This is a genomic window from Lysinibacillus sp. OF-1 (assembly GCF_028356935.1).
Taxonomy (GTDB): domain Bacteria; phylum Bacillota; class Bacilli; order Bacillales_A; family Planococcaceae; genus Lysinibacillus; species Lysinibacillus fusiformis_D.
In genome coordinates, this window is record NZ_CP102798.1 from 873044 (window position 1) to 896951 (window position 23908).

Genomic DNA, 23908 nt, shown 5'->3' on the forward strand with positions numbered 1-23908 from the left:
ATTGGTATGGAGCGTCGTAAGCAGTTACGAAAATATATTCAGCGTGCAAAGTCGAGCTTAACTCTTGAAAGAAGTATTCCCATTGCACAGTACGGTTTGTTTTTGGCATTGCTTTCGAGTGCTTCTCTCGTTTTAATTTCCCGACTATTTGTTTGGCCATATTATCGTCAAATAGCATTAGGTGCATTCATTACTGTTATGGCTGCAACTACTGTTTACATATGGTGGAAACGTGTCAACGAAAGAGAGGCTTTGCATACTCTGGATCATTATTTTTCTCATAATGAGTTAGTGACAGCATTATCGTTTAAAGATGATCAGGACCCTCTTGTCCAATCTTTATTATCTAAAGCCATACAAAATGTTGAAAAAGCTTTTGCTGACTTTAAGGCTCGAAAGAAACATCTGTTTCGTCCAAAGGCATTTATCGGATTATTCGTCACAACAGTTGTACTAGCCATTCTTTATATGTTCCCGGCAGCGACGCAAATAGAAGCAATCGAGATTGAAAAAGAGCAAGCTGTTATCGAAGATATGAAAAAGGAAGTTGCTGAACTAGAGAAAAAAGCACAAACAAAAGAAGTTAACGAGCAATTGCAAGAGCTTCAAAATACTTTAAAAGAGGCTGAAACGGCAGAAGAGGCTTTACGGGAAGTTGTGAAAAAGCAAAAGGAACTAGCCCTAAAGGAACAGCAATTAAAGGATAAACAAACGGCTAGTCAAGATGGGGCAGAAGAAGAACAAAGCTTATCGAAGGAAGAGGTTGAGCAGCTAAAAGAGCTTGCTCAAATGCAGCAAGGGCTAACGGAAAATGCAAATGCTACTCAAACGGCTATGAGCAAGCTTGGTAAGCCAGCAAGTAATTCCTTACAAAATGCTATTGCTAGTGCCAATCATAATGCAAGCAGTAACAAACAAAACAATCAACAGTCTTCTGGCAATGCCCAACCTAGCAATCAGCAAAGCCAAGCAAGTCAGTCTGGTCAAAATAATGCTCAAAGTGGTTCCAAACAACAAGGACAAGGACAGGGACAAGGACAAGGACAAGGACAGGGACAAGGACAAGGACAAGGACAAGGACAGGGGCAAGGACAAGGACAGGGGCAAGGACAAGGCCAAGGACAAGGGCAAGGACAAGGTCAAGGAGCAGGAAGTGGCCAAGGCGGTCGAAATTTATTAACGACACCTAATCGAGTTGGCGGATCAAGTGAGACATCAGTAGATGGTGGAGCGTTAGGAGATGGTTCTCATGTATCTGAGCAACAGGGAAATGGACCAATAACAAAGGGCTCTATTCGACCATATGAAGAAGTAATTGGCTCCTATAAAGACAGCTATTTAGAAAGCTCAGAGCGTTTACAATTACCAAAGGATTTACAAAATGTCGTGCAATCTTATTTCACGTCAATTGAGTCGCAGTAGGAGGAAAAGAAATGGCATTTACAGAGCAACAGTATGTAGAGATGAGCGCGAAATTACACCAAGTAAAAGAAGAAATTCATCGCTTCATTGTTGGACAGGAAGAAGCAATTGATTATACGCTGTATGCAGTTCTAGCAGATGGTCATGCCTTATTAGAAGGTTTACCAGGATTAGGGAAAACAATGTTAATCCGTACAATTTCTGAAGTACTAGATTTGTCGTTTTCACGTATTCAATTTACACCCGATCTTATGCCTGCTGATATAACAGGGACAAGTATGATTGAACGGACGCCTGATGGCAAGCAACAATTTACATTTCAACCTGGGCCAATCTTTAGTCAAATGGTGTTAGCCGACGAAATTAACAGGGCAACACCGAAAACACAAAGTGCCTTGTTGGAAGCAATGGGAGAAAAAACGGTGACGATTTTGGGGGATACGAAAAAAATGGCGAAACCATTTTTCGTGTTAGCGACTCAAAATCCTATTGAAATGGAAGGAACCTATCCATTACCTGAAGCACAAATGGACCGTTTCCTTTGTAAAATTCTTGTACCGTATCCTGAAAAAAGTGAACTTATGGAAATTATGAAGCGAACGACAGGTGCGCAGGAAATTGGTTTACAGAAGATGATGAATACTGAGGGTCTTATGGAAGCTCAGCAAATGGTGAAAGAAGTAATGGTTGCCGATGAAATGCTGGAATTTGCCACAGATCTAGTGGTGGCTACGCATCCTGAAAGACCAGATGCTCTGAATGAAGTTAAACAATATGCCATGTATGGCAGTGGTCCACGTGGTTTGCAAAGCTTAATAAAACTAGCAAAGGCTAGAGCACTTATGAACGGACGTTTCCATGTTTCTGTAGCTGATATAAAATCTGTTGCAAAACCGGTTTTACGTCACCGAATGCTGTTGAATTATGAAGGGGAGGCTTCAGGGAAAACAGCTGATGATGTGATTGATGTTATTTTAGAAAAAGTTCAACAAGGTGTTAGCAAGTGACAGCAAAATACTTATTGCCCGAAGACTGGTTAGCAAAAATCAGTCGCTTTCAAGTAGCGACGGCCTCCAAACTACGCGGGCAGCATAAGGGTTCGCACCGTTCACAACGCTTCGGGGCTTCTCTCGATTTCTCAGATTTTAGAGAATACCATTTAGGTGATGATGTACGCCAAGTAGATTGGAACGTTTTTGCTCGAACAGATAAATACTTTATCAAGAGGTTTTTAGACGAGCAAGAGATGCGTGTACACATTTTACTCGATACTACTAAATCAATGGGGGAGAGCGCTAAGTGGCTATTTGCTCGTCAAATTGTGGCCTCCCTCGGCTTAATGGTGCTCGGTCGTGATGATCGTTTGTCTTTTTCGTTTGTCCAAGATGAGGTGAAACCACCGTTTCGACGGAAGGGTGCCATGTATCGTCGAGCTTTTTTACAAGTAGTAACAGATATAGAAGAAGCGAATTATGCTAATCGATTTGCACAGGGTGCACTAAAAGCTATGCCTAAGGATAGTACCGTACTCTTCATTATTACAGATGGGTTAGAGCCAATTGAGGAATGGGAGCAGCTGTTAAAAAGACTACCACGCTATGCTGGGGATGTTCGCATTTTGCAAATTGTTACGCAAGAAGAGTTATCACCAAATTATTTGGGGGATGTCCGCCTTCTTGATCGTGAAACAGGCAATGGTGTCAATGTGACGATGTCTACTAAAGTATTAGACACCTATCATGCAAGACGATTATTACATGAAGAAGAATTTGAAGCCATTTGCCGCCGCTTTGGCGTTCGAAAATTACAATTGAAAGTGGAAGATGGACTGCAACATGCGATCTTTCAACAATTATTAAAAGCACATTGGATTAGGTGAGGTGAGCCGTATTGGGCTTTAGTCAAATTATATTTAGCTGGACGGCCATCATCCCGGTCATTGTCCTACTCTATTATTTCTTTCGTAAAAAATATACTGATCAAACTGTCTCTTCGACTCTATTTTGGTCTGAAATTATGCAGGAAACCCGTGTATCACCTTATTTAAAGCATTTACAAAAAAATGCCTTACTATATTTACAGCTGCTAGCATTACTGCTACTTGTATTGGCGCTGATGAATCCATATGTGAAAAAATCAACCATTGTGGGTGCGCAAACGATATTTATTGTTGATACATCAGCCACGATGCTAGCAGGAAAGGATTCATCAACCTTTGACACACATAAGCAAGAAATGTTGACATTGATGGAAGAGTTGAATGGGCGACCTGTTACATTGATTACAACAGGTGCCGCTCCAAAAGCCGTTTTGCAGCAAGAAACAAATATGAATGACATTGAAAAAGCGATTAAAGATTTACAAGTATCCTATGAAACGGCTGAAATGACGAAGGCACTGGATGTTGCACAGGCATTTGTGGGCGATACACCGACTTCTATCTATGTTTTTACAGATACGCTTGATAAAAAGCAATTACCAATGGATAAAGATTCAGTGAAATGGCTAGTTAGAGGTGCTGCAAAAGACTTAACAAATATCGCCATTACACGCTTTGCTGCAACGACAGATGGTCAGGTTACGATGGCACTTGTACAGCTCCATAATGATACAACTGCTGAACAAAAGGTGACATTAGCGATACAAAATGCAGAGGGTGAAAAGCTGGTAGCAGAACGTGTCGTTGTGCCTCCAAATGAAGCCATTACGAAAACCTTCAAAGATTTACCCTTAGCAAAATCGATGACAGCTATTATTGATGCAAAGGATGATTATGCCGTAGACAATCAACAAACCGTCTTACTACAAACGACTACTTCAAAAATTGTTGTTGATCAGGGTATGCATCAGTTGATACAAAAAGGTTTTCAAAGTGTCAGTAGCGGCGTGAAAATCGCTCCGTCTTTACAAGTAGCTGACAATCAGGATGCAACTGTCATCACAAACCAAACGGCCTTATTGGAGAAGATGGAGAAACCGCTAGTATTATTTGGACGTGATGATGCCGAAAAAGTGGAAACAAGTGGTACAGTAAGTGCTAAAAGTGATGCATTATTTGCTTTTAGCGAACTAAAGGATATTTATGTTAGTGCTATTTATCCTGGATTTTCGGATTATGAAACCATTGCTTCTGTAGGAGATGAGCCGTTTATCCAACGCTCTCCTAAAGGAGATATCGTTGTTTTAGCGGATATTGCTGATACAGATTGGCCATTGCATCCATCATTCCCGCTATTTTTATGGAGTACTGAGCAACAGTTAACAGAATCAGTCGGTTCACTTGGTATTTTCACACCGAATGAACAGCGTGCAGTAGCCTTAGCGCAAGGAGACTGGAGTGTTTATTCGCAAGAAGATGAGTTTCTTTCTTCTATTACACAGGGCATGTTAATTGCACCAAAACAACCAGGTATTTATATGGTACGTTCAAATAATGAAGAAAAACAATTTATTGTGCAATTGCAAGCCCAGGAACGTGTTATTGAACAAGGAACAAGCTATACATTAGGCGACATTTCAGACAATGGGAAGGAAGAGGTATCGATGGCCTCCTTCGTACCTTGGTTAATTGTAATAGTTTTAATTTTGCTTGTTGCAGAGTGGGAGGTGCAACGACGTCGTGGATTTACGAATTGATACGCCATTAGTATTGTTGCTATTACTTCCATTGTTCTTGTATTTTGGATGGACTTATTTTCGAGAACGGCAGCGACTAAAAAAGAGTCATATTGTTGTGCTTGCTATTCGCATAGTAGCGATATGCTGTTTAGTTTTGGCACTTGCAGGGCCGTATTTATTATTACCGATAAAAGAAGAACAGATCGTGTATTTACTAGACCGATCTGCGTCTATGAATGGTACAGAAGATGAGATGGCTCAGTTTATACAGGAGAGCCTACAATCTAAAAAAGAACCCCAACTTGCAGGGATCTATTCTTTTTCTTCCACTTTACAAACAGAAGCCATTTTGTCTAAAGAATTAAAGGATGTACCGAAGCTTACAGAAATCAAAGCAACAGATCAAACGAATATTGAACAAAGTCTACAGCTTGCAACAGGCATAGTTGATCCAAAAAAAGCGACTCGCCTTGTATTATTAACAGATGGTAATGAGACAAAAGGAGATGCTTTAGAATTTGTCTCCAGATTGAAAGGTGCCAATATTAGTGTGGACGTTGTACCTTTTAGTCTACCAGTTGTCCATGATGTGTCGCTCAAAAGCTTTGTCTCTCCTCAGGTTGCTTATGTAGGAGAGCAGCAACAATTAGTAACAGAAATTCATGCAACAGCAGCAGGGCAAGGGGAGCTGTTATTATATGAAAATGATGAACTAATTCATCGCGAGGCAGTTGAGCTGACGGAAGGTACAAATGTGTTTACCTATAAACACGCAGCAACAGCTGAAGGACTTGTAAAATACGAAGCAGTTATTCAAGTTGGGCAGGATGCTATTTTTGAAAACAATAAATTAACAAGTGTCACAATGGTACAAAGTGAACCCCATTTACTCATCGTCAATGGCTATGAAACAGCTTCACCTATCGCGGCAGCACTTGGTAGTCAATCCATTGCCTATGATGTTGTCGATCCTAAAAGCCTACCAAATGAACTGTCCAGCTATTTACAATATAATGCGATCATTTTTGACAATGTGCCTGGTCATTTAGTTGGTGAGGCGAAAATGAGTGTGATTGAGCAAGCAGTCAAAAACTTTGGGGTTGGTTTCACGATGGTTGGTGGAGAAAATAGTTTTGGTTTAGGAGGCTATTTTAAAACGCCAATTGAAACGTTATTGCCTGTGGAGATGGAAATTAAGGGCAAGGAGCAATTACCTTCATTAGGGCTAGTCATAGTGCTGGATCGTTCTGGCAGTATGCATGGCTCGAAGCTAGAGCTAGCTAAGGAAGCAGCGGCACGTTCTGTTGAAATGCTACGAGATGAGGATACATTAGGCTTTATCGCCTTCGATGATCGTCCTTGGGAAATTATAGAAACCGCGCCTCTTAAAAGTAAAGAAGAGGCAGTGGATACCATTCTATCAGTAACACCAGGAGGCGGAACAGAAATCTATAGTTCATTAGCTAAAGCCTATGAAAATCTCGCCGATTTAAAGCTTCAACGTAAACATATTATTCTTTTAACCGATGGGCAATCACAGTCTGGGAATTATGAGGATTTAATTGCTGAGGGAAAAGAAAATGGTATCACTTTATCAACAGTAGCGATTGGACAAGATGCTGATGCTAACTTACTCGAAGCACTTAGTGATATGGGTAGTGGACGGTTCTATGATGTCATTGATGAACAAACCATTCCTTCTATTTTATCTCGTGAAACAGCTATGATTTCTCGCACCTATATTGAGGATAATCCGTTTTATCCAGCAATTTATAATGCCGCAGGATGGAATTCGCTATTTGCCAATGGCGTCCCTCAAATGAATGCTTATATTGGAACGACAGCTAAGCAAGGGACAACCGTAATTGCAGAAAGTGAGAAGGAAGATCCTGTGTTAGCACAATGGCAATATGGACTCGGTAAAACATTTGCTTTTACATCCGATTCAACGGGTAAATGGACAGGAGATTGGGCAAGATGGCAGGACTGGGGAACATTTTGGCAGACGCTTATTTCACAAATGTTGCCAAGCTATAATGATGTTGCCTATGATGTGAGATTAGAAGCTGATGGCTCCTTTATGATTACAGACCCTACAAATGAAGCCGCATTTTTAGACATTGTAGCGGTTAATGAAGCAGGGGAGGAGTTAGAAACACAGTTAGAAACCATTTCAGCCTCCCAAGTTCGAGCTGTTGTACAGGCCGAACCTGGATTGATTTTCTTCCGTATAGCGGATGAGCAGCAGGCCATTTATCAGGCAGGTCTAAGTGTTCCTTATAGTGCTGAGTATGAACTGCTCCCTGTTAATGAAAAACTGATTGAAGAGTTAACAAATCAAACAGGGGGAGCCGTTTTAAAAGAACCACAAGATGTGTTCCGTGACTTTACAACCAAAGGAGCGGATCGACAAAACATTGCTACATGGCTTCTTTTAGCAAGTATGCTTCTATTCTTTATGGATATTACCATAAGACGTTTTGGGTGGAGTTTCTTAACAAAAACGAATAAAAAAGAGCAGCCAATTGAGGAGAAACCTGTACAAGCAGAAGATACGAACGTAGCCCAGCTATTAAAGGGTATGAAAAAACGATCATAATAGAGTGAAGGCAGTGCAAAATCATTCCATTTTGCACTGCTTTTTTGAATGCTTTGAGGTTTTAAAAAATGGTGCAAAGGTGATTGACAAAGTGCAGCCTTCGAAAAGTGCTTCTCAGGGGAGAGAGACGCTCATAAAGAAACGAACCCCGCTCAAAGACTAGAAAAGGAATCTTCTCGCACATCTTAAAGAATTTCCAAAATCAAAAAGCACTCAGCACCACTCAATAAAGCGAAGAATTAAAACTCTTTACTAGTACCGATTTTCGCAAAGTACTAGCTACCATAACACCTAAGATGGCCCCGATGGTACTTGATGTTAAAAAGGCTGGCATGAAGAATAATGCAGCTACGGATGTCTCCATAAGCAATTTTGCATAGGGTACGGCAATAAGTGAAGCTAAAATACCAGTGCCAAAAACTTCGCCGAATCCTGCTAGCCATGGTTTTCTACTGTATTTGTAGGCAAGGGCCGCACACAATGCACCAATAATACTACCAGGAATCGCTAAAAGAGAGCCTGTACCAGTAAAGATACGAATGATGGCTGTCACAAAGGCAACTAGAACTGTTGGCACGGGTCCTAGTATAATAGCTCCTATTACGTTAACAGCATGCTGAATGGGGTAGGCACGTGCGATGCCTGTTGGTATGGATACAAAGGTAGATCCTGCTACAGCAATCGCTACTAATAAAGCCATGATTGTCATTTTACGAATTGACATAAGGTTCACTCCTCTTGAATAAAATCATGAGGGAAATTAAAAGGCCGCTTCCTTTAAACAATAGGAAGCGGCCTTGCATAGACAATGACAATAGCAAGTAGCGCCACTTCCCTCCGCTAGTATGAACTAGATCAGGTTCAAAGGGTCCGTACATCATCATATACGTCTCAGCCTTTTAAAGGCTCCCCTAGTGGTAAATATCATTCAATTTTATTAACCAACATTACTGTAACATAATGTTAAAAATAGTCAATGATTTTTCTGACTATTTCGTATCAGGATGCATTAGATGAGGTGCTTTTTTCAATGTCCAGATGAGTGCAAGGAAGAAGCAGGCTAATAATATGATAGATCCGAAAATATATGGACTGTTCATATTCCAGTCAAATAGTAAACCTGCTAAGGCTGGTCCAATCATATTGCCAAGGCTCATGTAAGCATTATTCAAGCCCGCAGCAAACCCTTGTTCTTTCTCTGCAAGCTTTGAAATTAGTGTATTTACAGCAGGACGAATTAGTGTTGTTGCTGTAGAGAAAATAGTTGCTACAACTAATATAAGAGCGAAGCCAGATACAAACAATATTAAGAAAATAGCAACAGATGCAATAAATAAATTGACTAACACAACTTTCATTTCACCAAAGCGATTAAAAAGTGGTGTAATCACAAACATTTGTACAACTACCCCAAAAGCACCACCGACAACTAAAATAATCGCAATATCTACGGGTGTGTAATTAAACTTTTCTGTCACAAATAATGACAAGGTTGTTTGGAAGTTGGCAATTCCGAACGAGAACACGAGCATGATAATGAGCATAACGAAATAAGGCATATGTATGGAACGAGCCATTTGCTTCGCCAGATTTTCTTGCTTTTGCTTGTCATGTGAAGTGTTTGGTTTAGTAGATGGTAATAAAAAATAAGATAAAACAGATGCTAGTATGGCAGCAACTCCTGCCGTGAAAAATGGAAAATGTAAACTAACCTTTGCTAAGAAACCACCTATTCCTGGCCCTATCATAAAGCCAAGTGACATAGCAGCACCCAACATACTCATACCTTTTCCACGTTCCTCGTAGGTAGTAACGTCAGCTACAAATGCCATAATAGGAGGTGCAACAAATGCGGAACCTAGACCGCCTAAAAAGCGTGCTAAAAATAGCATCCAGACGTCTGTGGCTAGGCCAAAACCGATTTGTGCAAGACCTGTCACAATAAGACCGAAAATAATTAAATTTTTCCGACCATACTGATCCGAAAGATTCCCAGCAATTGGAGAAAATACGAATTGAGCTAAGGCGAACGTTGCAATTAGCATACCTAGAACTTGTCCTGCTGCACCGAATATTTTTAAATACTCTGGCATGACAGGAATAATAATTCCAATACTCCCCATTGCGATAAACATATTAAACATTAAAATATATAAAGCCGCCTTATTGGACTTCTGCTGGGTCATCGAATGAACCCCCTTTTTATAATCAAATATACTAAAGTCTATCATAAGATATCCTATCATCATATCGGTTGAAAGTCTGAAATGAAACATACCTGCTAGTGCAGCAATACCAATCCACGATGTAGAAAAGAATAAACAGACAATAGGTGAGGTGCTGCCAGAAGCAGGAAGATAATAGAAAAAGGTCTATCGACAAAATAAAAATTCATCGATAGACCTTTATATGCTTTAACGAATACTCATTTTAAATTCTAAAAACAATTCATTATATTTCCCTAAATAGTCTGGTCCTAAATTTTTGTAAACTTCTAATGTATCGCGTTGTTCTTCAGAAGGATAGTAGCGTTCATCAGAAACAACTTCTTCATCCATTAAGTCCATAGCAGCGATATTAGGCGTAGAGTAGCCTACATAATCGGCATTTTGTGCACCCGATTCAGCACTTAGCATGAAATTGATAAAGGCATGGGCACCGTCGATATTTTTCGATGTTTTAGGGATGACCATATTATCGAACCATAAATTCGAGCCTTCCTCAGGTACAGCAAAGTCTAGCTCCTCATTTTCATACATCATATCTGCTGCTTGCCCAGACCAAGTAAGGGCTACAGTGGCCTCATTGTTGATCATTAATGGTGTAATTTCATCTCCAATGATGGCTTTTACATTTGGTGCAAGTGTGATTAATTTATCAGTAGCCTTACGTAGTTCCTGATTGTCTAGTGAGTTCAAGGAATATCCGAGACTGTTTAAGCCCATTCCAATGACTTCACGAGCACCATCTACTAAAAAGACTTTTCGTTTTAAGGATGGGTCCCATAAATCGTCCCAAGAAGAGAAATCTAAATCTCCCACAAGGCTTGGATTGTAGACAATGCCTACTGTTCCCCAGAAATAAGGGACTGAATATTTATTGTCATCATCGAATGGTAAATCTAAAAAGTAAGGATCGATATTTTTAAAATTAGGGATTTTTGTTTTATCTAAAGGAATCAATAAATTTTCTTCCTTCATTTTTTCTATCATATACTCAGATGGAACGGCAATATCATACGCTGTTCCACCTTGTTGAATTTTGGTCATCATCGCTTCATTGGAATCAAATGTCTCGTAGATGACATGAATGCCTGTTTCTTTTTCAAATTGTTTTAACAAGTCAGGATCAATATATTCTCCCCAGTTAAAGATTGTCAACGTGTCTTTTCCACTTTTACCGCCGCCTGCACTTAAGGCGTCAGCCGCATAGAATAAAAGGGCTGAAACAACAAGGATGGCGATGGTAGCTTGAATTAATGACTTCATCGTTGTCCCTCCATTCTTTTACTCGTACGACTTGTAATGAAATAATAACCAACAACGACTAACACCGTAACAAAGAATACCAAACCAGAAATAGCATTAACCGTTAAAGAAATACCTGCACGGGCCATGGAGTAGATTTCTACAGATAATGTGCTGAAGCCATTCCCTGTTACGAAAAATGTCACGGCAAAATCATCTAAAGAATACGTAAGGGCAAGGAAGAAGCCCGCAAAAATACCTGGTTGAATATAAGGAAGAATGACACGCATCATAATATCCTTTTTCGTAGCCCCTAAATCTAATGCTGCATCGATTAAGGATTTATTCATTTCTAGTAGTTTAGGTAAAACCATTAGAACAACAATCGGTACACTAAATGCGACATGGGCTAACAAGACAGACGCAAAGCCAAGCTTAATGCCAACCATTGTAAATAAAATTAAGAAGCTAGCACCAATAATAACGTCTGGGCTGACGATTAAGACATTGTTTAAGGATAGTAAAGTATTGCGCATTTTTGAATCTTTGACAGTCACAATACCGATTGCACCTAGTGTGCCAATAATAGTAGAAATCAAAGCAGAAAGTAATGCCACGATTACAGTATTAATTAATATAACAAGAAGACGTGAATCTTCAAAAACAGCTTTATAATGCTCTAAAGTAAAGGATTCAAAGTGATTCATGGAGCCGCCACTATTGAACGAGTAAAAAATTAAATAGAAGATGGGAGCATACAGAACGATAAAAACAATCGTTAAATAGACTTTAGCTGATGCAGATAGTTTGTTCATCGTACGCGACCTCCTTTATCTTTTTGTCCCGTAATGAGCATAATAATCACCATGAATAAAATTAAGAACACAGCAATAGTAGAACCCATCCCCCAATTTTGTGTTACAAGAAATTGCTGTTCAATCGCTGTACCAAGCGTGATGACGCGATTTCCGGCAATTAAGCGTGTAATCATAAACAGGGATAGCGCTGGAATAAAGACAACTTGAATTCCAGATTTAACGCCATCCATTGTTAATGGTAAAACGACACGGCGAAAAGTTGTAAAAGCAGAGGCACCTAAATCGCGTGCTGCATAAATAAGCGTTGGGTTTAATCGATCTAAGGAGTTGAAGATCGGTAAAATCATAAACGGAATAAAAATATAGACCGATACAAAGACAAAGCTAATATCCGTAAAGAGCATTTGCTTAGGATCGAAGCCAAATACTTCAATAAATGCATTAATTGGTCCATACAATCCAAAAATGCCGATAAAGGCATATGTTTTTAACAATAGATTAATCCAAGAAGGAATAATGATGAGCAGAAGCCAAAGCTGTTTATGCTTTGTCTTCGTTAAGAAATAAGCAGTTGGGTATGAAATTAATAAAGTAAAGAATGTAATTAAAAAGGCATACCAAAACGAGCTCAATGTCATCTTTAAGTAAACAGAAGTAAAGAACGCTTTATAGTTATCGAGCGTGAAATTGCCATGTAAATCAAGTAGGGAATAATAAACAACGAGGGCAATCGGCGCGATAACGAAAAAGGCAATCCATAACACATACGGAAATAACGCTGATTTCGATGTCTTAGTTTGCATCTTCATCGTCTCCATACGATTCTAATCGTTTATCGAACTCTTCCTCAGTTTCATTTAAGCGCATTACGTGAATAGCCTCAGGATCAAAGCCTAAGCCAATTTCTGTCCCTACTTCTGCTTTTTTCAATGAATGGACTAGCCATTCATTGCCATCTTTATCATACGTCGATAATTCATAATGTACGCCTCGGAATAATTGTGTATCCACTTTCACCACAAGTTTCCCTTTATCGATAGTTGTCATTTCTAAATCTTCTGGTCGAATAACAATATCAATTTTTTCATTTGGTTTCATCCCTTGGTCGACACATTCGAAAATTTTGCCAGCAAATTCAACTTTGAAATCTTCAATCATCACACCTGGTACAATATTAGATTCACCAATAAAGTCAGCCACGAAGCGGTTAATCGGTTCATCATAAATATCCACTGGCGTACCTGATTGTTGAATTTGTCCTTCACTTAAAACAAAAATCTCATCACTCATAGCAAGTGCTTCTTCTTGATCATGTGTAACAAAGACAAAGGTTTTGCCAAGACGTTGCTGTAATTCACGCAATTCATACTGCATTTCAGTACGTAGCTTTAAGTCTAATGCGGAAAGTGGCTCATCCAGTAAAATGACTTCGGGGTCATTAACAATGGCACGCGCAATCGCCACACGCTGACGCTGCCCACCAGACATTTCAGAGATTTCGCGGTTGCTGTAGCCTGCCAAATTGACAAATTTTAATGCCTCAGCCACACGTTCCTTTATTTCATTTTCAGGCAGCTTTTTAATGCGTAGTCCAAATGCGACATTTTCGAAAACATTTAAATGAGGAAATAGCGCATAATCTTGAAAAACAGTATTGACCTGACGTTCATTTGCAGGTACTGCATTAATTTTTTTATCGTGGAAAAATATATCTCCAGTCGTTGGTTCTGTGAAACCAGCAATAATTCGTAAAATGGTTGTTTTTCCACAACCAGATGGACCAAGGAGTGTATAAAATTTACCTTTTTCAAGCTCCAAGTTGATATTCTTTAAGACGACGGTACCGTCACTATAAGACTTTGAAACATTTTCAAAGCGGATAATGGAATTCGTTGTCATTGATGCGCCTCCTTAAGCTATAAATAAGAATCTGTTGCAACGAGTAAAATTTTAGTTTCATCTGCATGTGCATTGAAAATTTGATGATGATCTGTCGCGTCAAAATAAAGAGCATTGCCCTCACTTGCGATATACTGTTCATTCCCTAAAACAAGACGAATACGTCCTTTGACAACATAAATAAATGTTTCTGAGAGCGACGGCTCAAATTGCTTGAATTCGCCATCAGCAGCAAAGGTTAAGAAAATGGGTTCCATCTCTTTTTCGTTAGATGTAGGGATTAGCCATTGAATTTCATAATTTTTTTCTTCATCTGTATAGATAGATTGGTCTTCTTCTGTATAGACAACCTTTTGTTCAGGTGAGTCATCATCAAAAAAATCTTTAGGTGTTGAACCTAACACTTCCAAAATAGAAAATAATGTTTCAATAGAAGGTGAGTTTAAATCACGTTCTAATTGGGAGATATAACCTTTACTTAAATCTGTACGTTCTCCAAGTTCCTCTTGGGTAAGACCTTTTTTTAAACGAAGCGCTTTAATTTTTGCTCCTATTTGCATCTTTTCCCTCCTAGAAGAAGTTTAGCAATCATAAACTTTTGAAATACGAAGTTTACTTTAACGAAACTTTTAGTTTACTAAAACCATTACAATTATACATAATAATTTTTTTTTTGCAATCATTTTTCGTGAAAAAAATAGCTATAAAATGTTAAAAAAACAGGCATAAAGAAAATGGAGAAAAATTTTGTATAGGGTAGAATATTTTTGTTAAAAATAGTGAATAAATAGGCTGTAGCAGTCATTTCATTTGTGGATTTGACGATTTCTTGTCATGCCACTTCAAACGTACAAACGAGCGGAGTTTACTTGTTTGAAAAACTGCGATTACTCTGCTATCGTAGAAGATGAGTTCGCTTGTGCGAATGGAATATATAAACTACATATTTATTCGGAGGGATTTATTATGGCAGAACGCATGGTAGGTAAACAAGCACCTGACTTTACAATGGAAGCAGTACTTTCAGACAAATCATTTGGTAAAGTATCATTAGAAGATATTAAAGCACAAGACAAATGGACAGTTCTTTTCTTCTATCCAATGGATTTCACATTTGTATGTCCAACTGAAATCACTGCGATGAGTGATCGTTATGACGAGTTTGAAGACTTAGATGCAGAAGTAATCGGTGTTTCTACAGACACAATCCACACTCACTTAGCATGGATTAACACAGACCGCACTCAAAATGGTCTTGGTGAATTAAAATACCCATTAGCTGCAGATACAAACCACCAAGTTTCGAAAGAATATGGTGTTTTAATTGAAGAAGAAGGTATCGCATTACGTGGTCTATTCATCATCAACCCAGAAGGCGAATTAAAATACCAAACAGTATTCGATAACAACATCGGCCGTGATGTTGATGAAACGTTACGTGTACTTCAAGCACTTCAAACTGGTGGTCTTTGCCCAGCAAACTGGCGTCCAGGTCAAGCAACTCTATAATCTAAATAGAGTCGAGTCATTATGGAACAAATTAAAAGTCCCCACGACAAGTTTGTGGGGACTTTTAACTGAATTTTTGTTTTTGAGAAGGGTTTTCAATTGTTATCGAACTAGTTGAAAACAACCTATATATTAGAGGAGGATTTTTATGAAACTTCGTGAACAAATGCCTGAGCTAGTAGGTGCAACGACTTGGTTAAATGGGGAAGTAACAAAAGCTGAATTAGTAGGCGAGAAACCAACATTAATCCACTTTTGGTCAGTAAGCTGTCATTTATGTAAAGAAGCAATGCCGGACGTCAACAATTTCCGTGATCAATTTAAAGATGAATTAAATGTTGTAGCAGTACATATGCCGCGTTCTGAGGCAGACACTGATTTAGATACAATCAAAGCAGTAGCAGCAGAACATGATATTGTGCAACCAATCTTTGTAGATAGTGAAATGAAACTAACAGATGCTTTTGAAAACCAATATGTACCAGCATATTTTGTGTTTGATAAAGATGGTCAGCTGCGTCATATGCAAGCTGGAGGAAGTGGCATGAAAATGCTAGAAAAGCGTGTCAATCGCGTGCTAGATGAGATGCGTAACGCTGAATAATAAAAAGAAGTTTAGACGGGGATCAAGATCCTCGTCTTTTTTAGTTATTCAACATTGACGAATAGACTCTTGTTTTAACAATACATATGATAAAGAATAAGCTACAATGATGGTATAGTAGTTTTCGGAGGGATTTTTTATGATGAAAAAAGAGTTTGCGGTCATAGGGCTTGGGCGTTTTGGAGGAAGTATTGTTCGTGAATTAATGAGTCAGGGTGCACAGGTGATGGCAATTGACCATTCTTCAGAGCGTGTAGATGAATTTGCCTCCATTGCTACCCAGGCTGTCATTGCAGATTCAACTGATGAATCGGTACTGAATTCATTAGGTATCCGTAATTTTGAGCATGTTATTGTAGCAATTGGTGAAGATATCCAGGCGAGTATATTAACAACGATTATTTTAAAGGAAATTGGTGTTGAGCAAATTACAGTAAAGGCTCAAAATGACTATCATGAAAAAGTTTTACGTAAAATTGGTGCAGATTTTGTTGTCCATCCCGAGCGAGATATGGGGATTCGTATTGCTAATAATATGTTATCTAATACAGTGCTAGATTATTTAGAGCTTTCGGATGAACATTCAATTATGGAGTTAAAGGCAAATGACGCGATTGCAGGATACTCCATTATGGATTTAGATATTCGAGCAAAATATGGCATTAACATTGTAGGAATCAAGCGTGGAGCTGATATTATCGTGTCTCCACAAGCAAGTGATAAGATTTTACTAGGAGATATTATGCTTGTGATAGGTGCTGACGTTGATATAAATCGCTTTGTTAAAAAGGCATTGAATGGGTAATGGCAAATGACTAAAAGAAGATGGAGACTTGTTATTTTTGCCGCTGTTTTACTAATTGGTGCTTTTATCATGCAATATCGAGAAAAAAATGAAGATGAGGCAATCTCCCTAATTTTAGATCATGCCACAGAAATCGATGCAATTGAATTATTGCAAGGGGACCAATCTTTATTGCAAGCTACAGGAGATGAAGCAAAAGACTTTATAGAGAAACATCCATTAAGTCATGTAAGAGATCTCTCTAAAAAGGAAAGAACAATTTTTGAAGAAGAGCCAGCTTATCATATTGTTTATAAAATGAAAGAAAAGCCTCTTTATGAGGTGGAAATTTTAAAGGTAGCCATTCGTTCTGAGCTTGATGAAGAATTGCAACAAATGGTCTTCACCGTTGGCGATACACAATATTTGGTTTATTGGGCCAATGAGAAAAAAGCCCTCGAACAATCAACCAATACACAACGGTTACTCGAACAATTCGGACAATAACGCAAGTAGTGATTCAGCAATAAGGGCTGGTCACTACTTTTTTTATAAAAGTGGAAAGTAATATTTGGAAAAAATGTTTGATTTCTGTCTGATGGTTGAATTACACTTTGCATAAAGAAGGAGGTAGAAAAATGCAGTTTATAACAAGTAACTGTGTGATAGAGCCATTACAACCAGAACATTACAAAGCTATACATATGCTTTACTCCAATGGACAAGTTAGAACCTATCTTGGAGGTGTGCCACAGGACAGCTATATAGAGGCATCCTTTAAAGGTATGCTAGCAGCACCATTTCCTAATACATATTTATATATATCATTAAAGACGACAGGTGAATTTATTGGACTTGTTTCTATCGATGAATACCATGATAAAGAGTTATATGAGCTTTCCTATCAATTTTTACCACAGTATTGGGGAAAGGGGCTAGCTTTTGAAGTCCTTACAGCGGTGATGGAAGAGGGCCTGAATTATTTAGATATATCATCGATTGTGGCAGAAACACAAACTGCTAATAAGGCATCTTGTCACTTACTCGAAAAGTTAGGTATGCACAAAGTACAGGTGTTAGAAAGGTTTGGTCATGAACAAGCCCTGTACGAAATAAGGAAAAATCATAAAGGGTCAAAATAAATTATTGCACGATCAGCAAGTGGATTTTCGCGGCAAATCCCTTCATTTATCGCTAACTATATTTTGCATCAAATGAACGAATCAAAATATGTTTTACTCAGCATGCCATCATTAAGAACGAATAATGCAGATTACTATAATTTAAAGAGAGAGGAACTTTACATGCTAATACGAGAAGCAACACGCAAGGATAGTACACAGATTATAGCTGTTATGACAAATGCAGAGGCATCCAATCTTATGCTATTTGGCCCAGGTGAGCGAAAATTAGAGCCCGAGCAATTTGGAAGCTATATTGAAAAGCTATATCATAGCCACCATTCAGCTTTATTCGTGGCGGAAATGGAACAAAAGATTGTTGCTTATTTAATTTTACAGGGCAATGAACCATCTAGAATTGCTCACCGTGCTTATCTTGTAATAGGCATACATAGTGACTATCGAGGAAGGAAAATAGGGACGGCATTATTTAATCATGTAGAGGATTGGGCAAAAGTTAATGGTATCCATCGTTTAGAGTTAACCGTTATGGAAAATAATGAGGCTGGAATTGCTTTATATAAGAAAATGGGATTTGACATAGAGGGAATAAAGCGAAATTCCTTATATGTAGATGGTCAATATATCAATGAATATTATATGTCAAAGCTATTATAATTTGATAGGGAGAGGAATGTACGTATGACGACACAGATCAATATCGGCATTTATTCACCATCCTCACCAGCAACGGTGACGGCGTTGAAACGTTATGAACGTGCCAAATTGTTTCTAGAAGAGAAAAACTTTCAAATCGTAACAGGTTCTCTTACTGGCAAATCAGATTATTATCGCTCTGGTTCACCAAAGGAACGTGCGGAAGAATTAAATGAATTACTACGCAATCCAGATGTGGATATCATTATGTCTACAATCGGAGGGACAAATGCCAATAGTATGCTGCCCTACATTGATTATGAGGCGTTTCGTCAACAGCCCAAAATAGTCGTAGGTTATTCGGATGCAACAGCCATTTTACTTGCTCTTTATGCAAAGACAGGTATAGCAACTTTTTATGGTCCAGCGTTTGTCCCTTCTTTTGGCGAGTTTGAACCATTAGTAAATGACACCTTCAAGTTTTTTGAGGATTATTTCTTTAAACCGCAAGCACTACCTTATGAAATGCCAATGCCCTCTTACTGGTCAGATGAACCAGTTAACTGGCTCGAGAAGACGGTTGATAAAAAGCTCAAGAAAAATGAATGGTTAACGATTCAGGAAGGGGTTGTAGAAGGTAGGTTAATTGGCGGCAATGTAAATGCAATGTATGGTTTTATTGGCACGCCTTATTTCCCTGAAATTTTGGAAGGTGACATTTTATTAGTGGAGGACTGCTTAAAAAATGCTGCTATTGTTGAAAAGAATTTTGCTATGCTGAAATTGCATGGTGTCTTTAATAAAGTAAGGGGCATTATTTTGGGCAAACATGAATGTTATGATGATTTAGGAACGGGCAGACAACCCTATGATATTCTACTTGAACAGTTGGATGGAATAGAGATACCTCTATTAGCAGAGGTGGATATTTGCCATACACATCCTATGCATCCAATAGCGATAGGGAAACGAGTAAAGCTAGATGCAACAGCTAAAAAGATATATTGTGTAGAAAAATGGTTGTAATGATAAAGTCTTGCATATGGAGCAAGGCTTTGTTTGCTAAAGATTTCTATAATCATCATCAGTGATGACGTACATTTTCACATTTTGGTATTTTCCTTTAACAAACATACTTTTGCGTAAAATTCCTTCAAATTGCATGCCTGATTTCTCCATAACCTTTTAAGAGGCTATATTTTCTTCAAAACATCGCGCTTGAATACGTACTAAATTTATTTCCTTAAAGCCAAAGTCAATCAGTTTTTTTTGTTGCTTCTGTAGTGAATCCTTTATTCCAATAATCCTCCGAAAGTACATAACCAATTTCTGCATATTGATGTGTGTTGCTAATCGTAACAAAATCGATTGTACCAATTAGTGTACTTCGATGCCCAAAAGTAGGAGATTACCTTGCTGATAGCCATTTAATATTCGTTTTAAAAAAGCTTTAGTATCCTCTAAACTTGTATGGGCCTGCCACGTCACATAGCGTGCCACATTTTCGCGAGAAGTGTAATCATACATCGCCTCTAAATCTAGTGGAGCAATAGGTCTTAAAAGTAGCCTTTCCGTTTTCAAAATAGGTATTGCATGTTTCATTTATTTCCCTCTTTAAATTGAAAAAGTCGACCCAATTTCTTAATACATTGGGTCGACTTTTTATCTTAATATCCTTAAGAGCTGTCTGGTGAAAAATCCTACTAGCTTCACTTTATGGATAACGTTTAGCAGTAGCTGAGGAATCCTTTGTGTTGGATTTATGTTGTTCGTCTTTCACTTTTTCATTCAGTTCTTCAACAGGTATTGGATCGACTGTTTTCATATCCTCGTGTTGATCGAAAATGCTTTTTTTATCTGTATCCAGTACATCAGGGTTGTTTGTATAACGAGTTTTCGCTTGTTTTTTTTCAGTCATTCATTATCACCTCTTACTATAAGCTTTCACTTTTTTACTAGAGTTTAAACATATTAGTTTTAGGTGATATGTGGACTAATCGTTTGTTGGCTTACCAGCAGCTAACAAGACTTTACTTCCAAGTAAGAAAAATCCTTGAATGAAAAGTAATATTCCTGTCCCTATTAGTAGCCATTCGATAGCAATTATATCAGCTATTGGACCAAAAATAAGCATACCTAAAGGCATCATAGAGGTAGAAATCATGCTAAGAATACCAAATACTCGCCCCATATAATCACTTTCTACTTTTTCTTGTAATAACACCGTTGCGGGTGTATTAAAGATTGGCATAGCTATTCCTGTAACAGCCATTATCACGAGATACAGCCAAAAAACAGGAATAATTCCAAGAGCCATTGTACAAAGACCAAATAATAAAGCAGATAATGTCATGGTATGCACTTTATTTTTAAAGCCACCCCATGTCGCGATGGCAATACCACCGATTAACATACCAATGGCAAAGGCCATTTCGATGGCAGTCAAACGCCATACATCATCGCCAAAGCTACGTGTAACTTGCAAAGGTGTTAAAAAGGCAGCAGGTGCAGCGAGCAACATGAAAAAGGCAAAGAACAAGAATAATTGTTTTAAGAAAGCATGCTCTTTAATGTAGATGAAGCCTTGTTTCATATCACTAAAATAGCTTGTTGTCTGTGGCTGATTCGCTTTGGCATGTGCAGGAATATGCAGAAATAATAAGAAGATGGTGATGGCAATAGCAGCTGTCGTCACATCAATAAAGAAAATGGATTCGATTGAAGCCATCGTTAATAATGCCCCACTTGCCATGGGTGCAAGAATCATGATAAAAGCTTGAATACTGCTGTTTATCCCATTAACCTTCATTAAATGCTCTTCAGGCACAAATTGAGGTAAAATAGCGCCTACAGCAGGTGTTTGAATACCTGCACCAACTGCACGTACCGCTGATATAACAAATAATAGCCAGAGCTCATCATAGCCAGTTAAAAATAAAATAGCTAAAATTAACGTGGATAAGGCAATCATGCCATCTGCCAAAATAATAAGCCATTTACGATTGTAGCGATCTGCCCAAACACCAGCAATTGGTGCTAAGAAGAAGGTCGGTACAAAACCGCAAATAATCGCAATGGTCATCATGATGCCTGATTGCGTTGTAAGTGTGATATACCATGTAATGGCATATTGCACTAGAGCAGAGCCAAAAAGTGAAATGGTTTGACTGCTTAAAAAAAGTATCGTATTGCGTTTCCAATGATCCAAATTCGTCATCCCTTTCTAACAGTAGTGCCTGTGTGGAAAGTTGAAAGACAACAAAAAAGAGGGGGTGTTGCAGTCCCCTCTCTTCCTGTATTCCTAAAACAGACTAGACTAATCCCATTTCCCTTGCACAGCAGGCAAAGTGTACACATATTTAGTTAATAATGTGAAATCGTAGTCTGATTGAAGCTGTCATTAGGAATACCCTCCGTTCTATATAAGTTGTGTTGATTGTAGCATAAAGTTTATCTGCGCGTAAAGAACGAATCAAACACCTTAACATTTTAGGACCAGAGCTAATAACAAGGGAAATGATAGTAAAATAACAAATTGCCGAGAAAAGCATTTCACCGCTCTCTTGGCTGTTTTTTTGTTTTGATTATACAGATTTTAGAATCAACTAAAGTATTTGATAAAATGAATGACAACAAAAAGTATCATTTAATAGTGCTATTAATTTATAGATTTTAAGCTGCTTCTTCTTAAATAGACGGAAATACTTATGACCGCATTATTTCATTCATCCAGTGAAGTATCTTTGGAGACGTGCATTTAGCGAGAACCTATCATATACTAAAATAGAAAAATAGCAAATGGAGGAAATATGAGAAAGAATAATAGTAAATGGAAACTTATCACTTTTGTCGCGATGATTTTTGTGTTATGCCTATCGACAATTCCTGAAAAGACAGCGATGGCAAGCACGACACAGCCGAAAAGGGAAATGCGGGCTGTCTGGATTTCAACGGTTCTTAATATTGATATGAAAGCGGGTATGACTAAGGAGCAGTATACAGCTTGGACACGCCAAACATTGGATCAATTAAAAGCCAGCAAATTGAATACAGTTATTTATCAAGTAAGGCCAACAAATGATGCAATGTATGCGTCTGAGCTAGCGCCATGGTCATCCTACATAACAGGGAAAAAGCAAGGTACAAATCCTGGTTACGATCCTCTTGCAATTATGGTAGAGGAAGCACATAAACGAGGGATGGAGCTGCATGCCTGGATGAATCCTTATCGTGTAACAATGTCTGGACAAAAACTAACAGACCTTGCTGCCGATAATGTGGCAAGAACCCATCCAAACTGGGTTGTCAAATATGGCAAACAATATTATTTAAATCCTGGTTTACCAGAAGTACAAGACTATTTAGTGGAAACAGTAAGAGAGCTAGTAGCCAATTACGATATTGATGCAGTCCATATGGATGATTATTTTTATCCATATAAAATTGCAAATGAAGTCTTTCCAGATCAAGCAGCTTTTAAAAAATATGGTGGTTCCTTTAAAAAGGTGGAAGATTGGCGACGAGATAATGTCAACCAACTTGTAGAAAATCTATACACAGCCATTAAAGATACAAAACCATATGTTCAATTTGGTATTTCTCCATTTGGCGTATGGCGCAATAAATCACTGGACAAAACAGGAAGCGATACGCGAGCTGGTGTCAATAATTACGATGATTTATATGCAGACGTCAGAACATGGATTCAAAATGGCACGATTGATTACATTACACCACAAATTTATTGGTCAAGAACATTAGCTGTTGCGAAATATGGGACATTGCTAGATTGGTGGAGCCATGAGGTACAAACATATGCAAAAACACACCCTGTTCATCTATACATTGGACTTGCTGATTACAAGGTTGGCAATGACAGTGATGCAGCATGGAAAAACAAAATGGAATTACCAAGTCAAATACTAGCGAATCGTTCGGAAAAGGTAGCAGCCAAAGGGCAAATGCACTTCTCCTTAAAAAGTATTCAAAACAATAAACTGGGCTATGCAACGATTGTTAATCAACAACTATATAATTATACAGCACTGACACCAGGTACAACTTGGGATGATGACACTAGGCCGAATAAGCCGACTTTTGTACAAGTGACAAAGGGAGCGACTGGTCGCAAAATTGACATTATAGACGAAAATGAAACACAACCACGTAAGTATGTCATTTATCGTTTTGCAGGGAACAAAGAGGGTTCTTATAATGATCCTCAAAATATAGTGGATGTTGTTTATAATATGGATGGCATCACTGAATTTGTGGACAAGACAGCTCTTGCTAAGCAAAGCTACACATACGGCATTACGGCTGTATCTGCTGCAGGTGTGGAAAGCAAGGAAGTTTTTGTGGTGAAAGATAATCAGTAAATAGCTTATGATAAAAAAACAGCTACTCATGC

The 23908-nt window shown here is 38.4% G+C and carries 24 protein-coding genes and 1 riboswitch; of the genes, 13 read left to right on the forward strand and 11 right to left on the reverse strand.

What is annotated here, in order from left to right:
* Positions 1-6 precede the first annotated feature (6 nt).
* Genes NV349_RS04025 through NV349_RS04045 form a run of 5 tightly spaced genes read left to right on the forward strand, consistent with a single transcriptional unit; the run spans position 7 to position 7639 of the window.
* A complete protein-coding gene (locus tag NV349_RS04025) occupies positions 7-1422 on the forward strand; it encodes a DUF8809 domain-containing protein (RefSeq protein ID WP_271912458.1) in 1416 nt (471 codons plus the stop codon).
* An 11-nt stretch (positions 1423-1433) separates the two neighbouring features.
* Positions 1434-2429 carry an AAA family ATPase gene (locus NV349_RS04030; protein ID WP_089931900.1) on the forward strand — a complete coding sequence of 332 codons (996 nt, stop codon included), beginning with the start codon at positions 1434-1436 and terminating at the stop codon, positions 2427-2429.
* Positions 2426-3301 (forward strand): DUF58 domain-containing protein, encoded by an 876-nt coding sequence (locus NV349_RS04035; RefSeq protein WP_271912460.1) that lies wholly within the window; start codon positions 2426-2428, stop codon positions 3299-3301. The genes NV349_RS04030 and NV349_RS04035 overlap by 4 nt, the downstream gene beginning before the upstream one ends.
* A gap of 11 nt (positions 3302-3312) precedes the next feature.
* Positions 3313-5058 carry a vWA domain-containing protein gene (locus NV349_RS04040; RefSeq protein WP_271912461.1) on the forward strand — a complete coding sequence of 582 codons (1746 nt, stop codon included), beginning with the start codon at positions 3313-3315 and terminating at the stop codon, positions 5056-5058.
* Positions 5042-7639 carry a VWA domain-containing protein gene (locus tag NV349_RS04045; protein ID WP_089931902.1) on the forward strand — a complete coding sequence of 866 codons (2598 nt, stop codon included), beginning with the start codon at positions 5042-5044 and terminating at the stop codon, positions 7637-7639. The genes NV349_RS04040 and NV349_RS04045 overlap by 17 nt, the downstream gene beginning before the upstream one ends.
* A 223-nt stretch (positions 7640-7862) precedes the next feature.
* On the opposite strand, the gene thiW is transcribed toward NV349_RS04045, so the two are convergent.
* The 7 genes from thiW to NV349_RS04080 form a co-directional block, all read right to left on the reverse strand.
* On the reverse strand, positions 7863-8363 hold the full coding sequence (gene thiW, locus NV349_RS04050) for an energy coupling factor transporter S component ThiW (RefSeq protein WP_101966415.1): 501 nt from the start codon (positions 8361-8363) through the stop codon (positions 7863-7865).
* 91 nt (positions 8364-8454) lie between these two features.
* A riboswitch (TPP riboswitch) is annotated at positions 8455-8562 on the reverse strand.
* Positions 8563-8628: 66 nt separating this feature from the next.
* Positions 8629-9825 (reverse strand): MFS transporter, encoded by a 1197-nt coding sequence (locus tag NV349_RS04055; protein ID WP_036125545.1) that lies wholly within the window; start codon positions 9823-9825, stop codon positions 8629-8631.
* 228 nt (positions 9826-10053) lie between these two features.
* Positions 10054-11127, reverse strand: coding sequence for an ABC transporter substrate-binding protein (locus tag NV349_RS04060; RefSeq protein WP_058843426.1), 1074 nt, complete (start codon positions 11125-11127; stop codon positions 10054-10056).
* Positions 11124-11921 (reverse strand): ABC transporter permease, encoded by a 798-nt coding sequence (locus NV349_RS04065; protein ID WP_036125540.1) that lies wholly within the window; start codon positions 11919-11921, stop codon positions 11124-11126. Before NV349_RS04065 ends, NV349_RS04060 begins: the two co-directional genes overlap by 4 nt.
* Positions 11918-12727 carry an ABC transporter permease gene (locus tag NV349_RS04070; RefSeq protein WP_058843427.1) on the reverse strand — a complete coding sequence of 270 codons (810 nt, stop codon included), beginning with the start codon at positions 12725-12727 and terminating at the stop codon, positions 11918-11920. The genes NV349_RS04065 and NV349_RS04070 overlap by 4 nt, the downstream gene beginning before the upstream one ends.
* On the reverse strand, positions 12717-13823 hold the full coding sequence (locus NV349_RS04075) for an ABC transporter ATP-binding protein (protein WP_036125536.1): 1107 nt from the start codon (positions 13821-13823) through the stop codon (positions 12717-12719). Before NV349_RS04075 ends, NV349_RS04070 begins: the two co-directional genes overlap by 11 nt.
* A gap of 17 nt (positions 13824-13840) precedes the next feature.
* Positions 13841-14383 (reverse strand): helix-turn-helix domain-containing protein, encoded by a 543-nt coding sequence (locus NV349_RS04080; RefSeq protein ID WP_036125534.1) that lies wholly within the window; start codon positions 14381-14383, stop codon positions 13841-13843.
* Positions 14384-14789: 406 nt separating this feature from the next.
* Here NV349_RS04080 and NV349_RS04085 point away from each other — a divergent pair, with 406 nt between their 5' ends.
* From NV349_RS04085 to NV349_RS04115, 7 genes are all read left to right on the forward strand, one after another.
* Positions 14790-15332, forward strand: coding sequence for a peroxiredoxin (locus tag NV349_RS04085; protein WP_004224676.1), 543 nt, complete (start codon positions 14790-14792; stop codon positions 15330-15332).
* Between the two features lie 148 nt (positions 15333-15480).
* Positions 15481-15936, forward strand: a complete 456-nt coding sequence (locus tag NV349_RS04090; RefSeq protein ID WP_036125531.1) for a TlpA family protein disulfide reductase — start codon at positions 15481-15483, stop codon at positions 15934-15936.
* A 142-nt stretch (positions 15937-16078) separates the two neighbouring features.
* Complete coding sequence (locus NV349_RS04095; RefSeq protein ID WP_004224679.1) at positions 16079-16741, forward strand: potassium channel family protein; 663 nt, start codon at positions 16079-16081, stop codon at positions 16739-16741.
* 6 nt (positions 16742-16747) lie between these two features.
* A complete protein-coding gene (locus NV349_RS04100) occupies positions 16748-17227 on the forward strand; it encodes a hypothetical protein (protein ID WP_271912463.1) in 480 nt (159 codons plus the stop codon).
* 131 nt (positions 17228-17358) lie between these two features.
* Entirely contained in the window at positions 17359-17862 is a 504-nt protein-coding gene (locus NV349_RS04105) for a GNAT family N-acetyltransferase (protein ID WP_231744981.1), read from the forward strand.
* 162 nt (positions 17863-18024) lie between these two features.
* Positions 18025-18519, forward strand: coding sequence for a GNAT family N-acetyltransferase (locus NV349_RS04110; protein WP_058843512.1), 495 nt, complete (start codon positions 18025-18027; stop codon positions 18517-18519).
* 24 nt (positions 18520-18543) lie between these two features.
* On the forward strand, positions 18544-19524 hold the full coding sequence (locus NV349_RS04115) for a S66 family peptidase (protein WP_058843429.1): 981 nt from the start codon (positions 18544-18546) through the stop codon (positions 19522-19524).
* A gap of 229 nt (positions 19525-19753) precedes the next feature.
* Here NV349_RS04115 and NV349_RS23155 read toward each other — a convergent pair whose 3' ends face one another.
* From NV349_RS23155 to NV349_RS04130, 4 genes are all read right to left on the reverse strand, one after another.
* Complete coding sequence (locus tag NV349_RS23155) at positions 19754-19876, reverse strand: GNAT family N-acetyltransferase (protein WP_312019010.1); 123 nt, start codon at positions 19874-19876, stop codon at positions 19754-19756.
* Positions 19876-20100: a GNAT family N-acetyltransferase gene (locus tag NV349_RS23160; protein WP_330493435.1), complete on the reverse strand. Its 225-nt coding sequence runs from the start codon at positions 20098-20100 to the stop codon at positions 19876-19878. The genes NV349_RS23155 and NV349_RS23160 overlap by 1 nt, the downstream gene beginning before the upstream one ends.
* 112 nt (positions 20101-20212) lie before the next feature.
* On the reverse strand, positions 20213-20416 hold the full coding sequence (locus tag NV349_RS04125) for a hypothetical protein (RefSeq protein ID WP_036125515.1): 204 nt from the start codon (positions 20414-20416) through the stop codon (positions 20213-20215).
* A gap of 75 nt (positions 20417-20491) precedes the next feature.
* Positions 20492-21715, reverse strand: coding sequence for an MFS transporter (locus NV349_RS04130; protein WP_036125512.1), 1224 nt, complete (start codon positions 21713-21715; stop codon positions 20492-20494).
* A 592-nt stretch (positions 21716-22307) separates the two neighbouring features.
* On the opposite strand from NV349_RS04130, the gene NV349_RS04135 reads away from it, so the two are divergent.
* On the forward strand, positions 22308-23876 hold the full coding sequence (locus NV349_RS04135) for a glycoside hydrolase family 10-like protein (protein WP_036125511.1): 1569 nt from the start codon (positions 22308-22310) through the stop codon (positions 23874-23876).
* Positions 23877-23908: the final 32 nt, after the last annotated feature.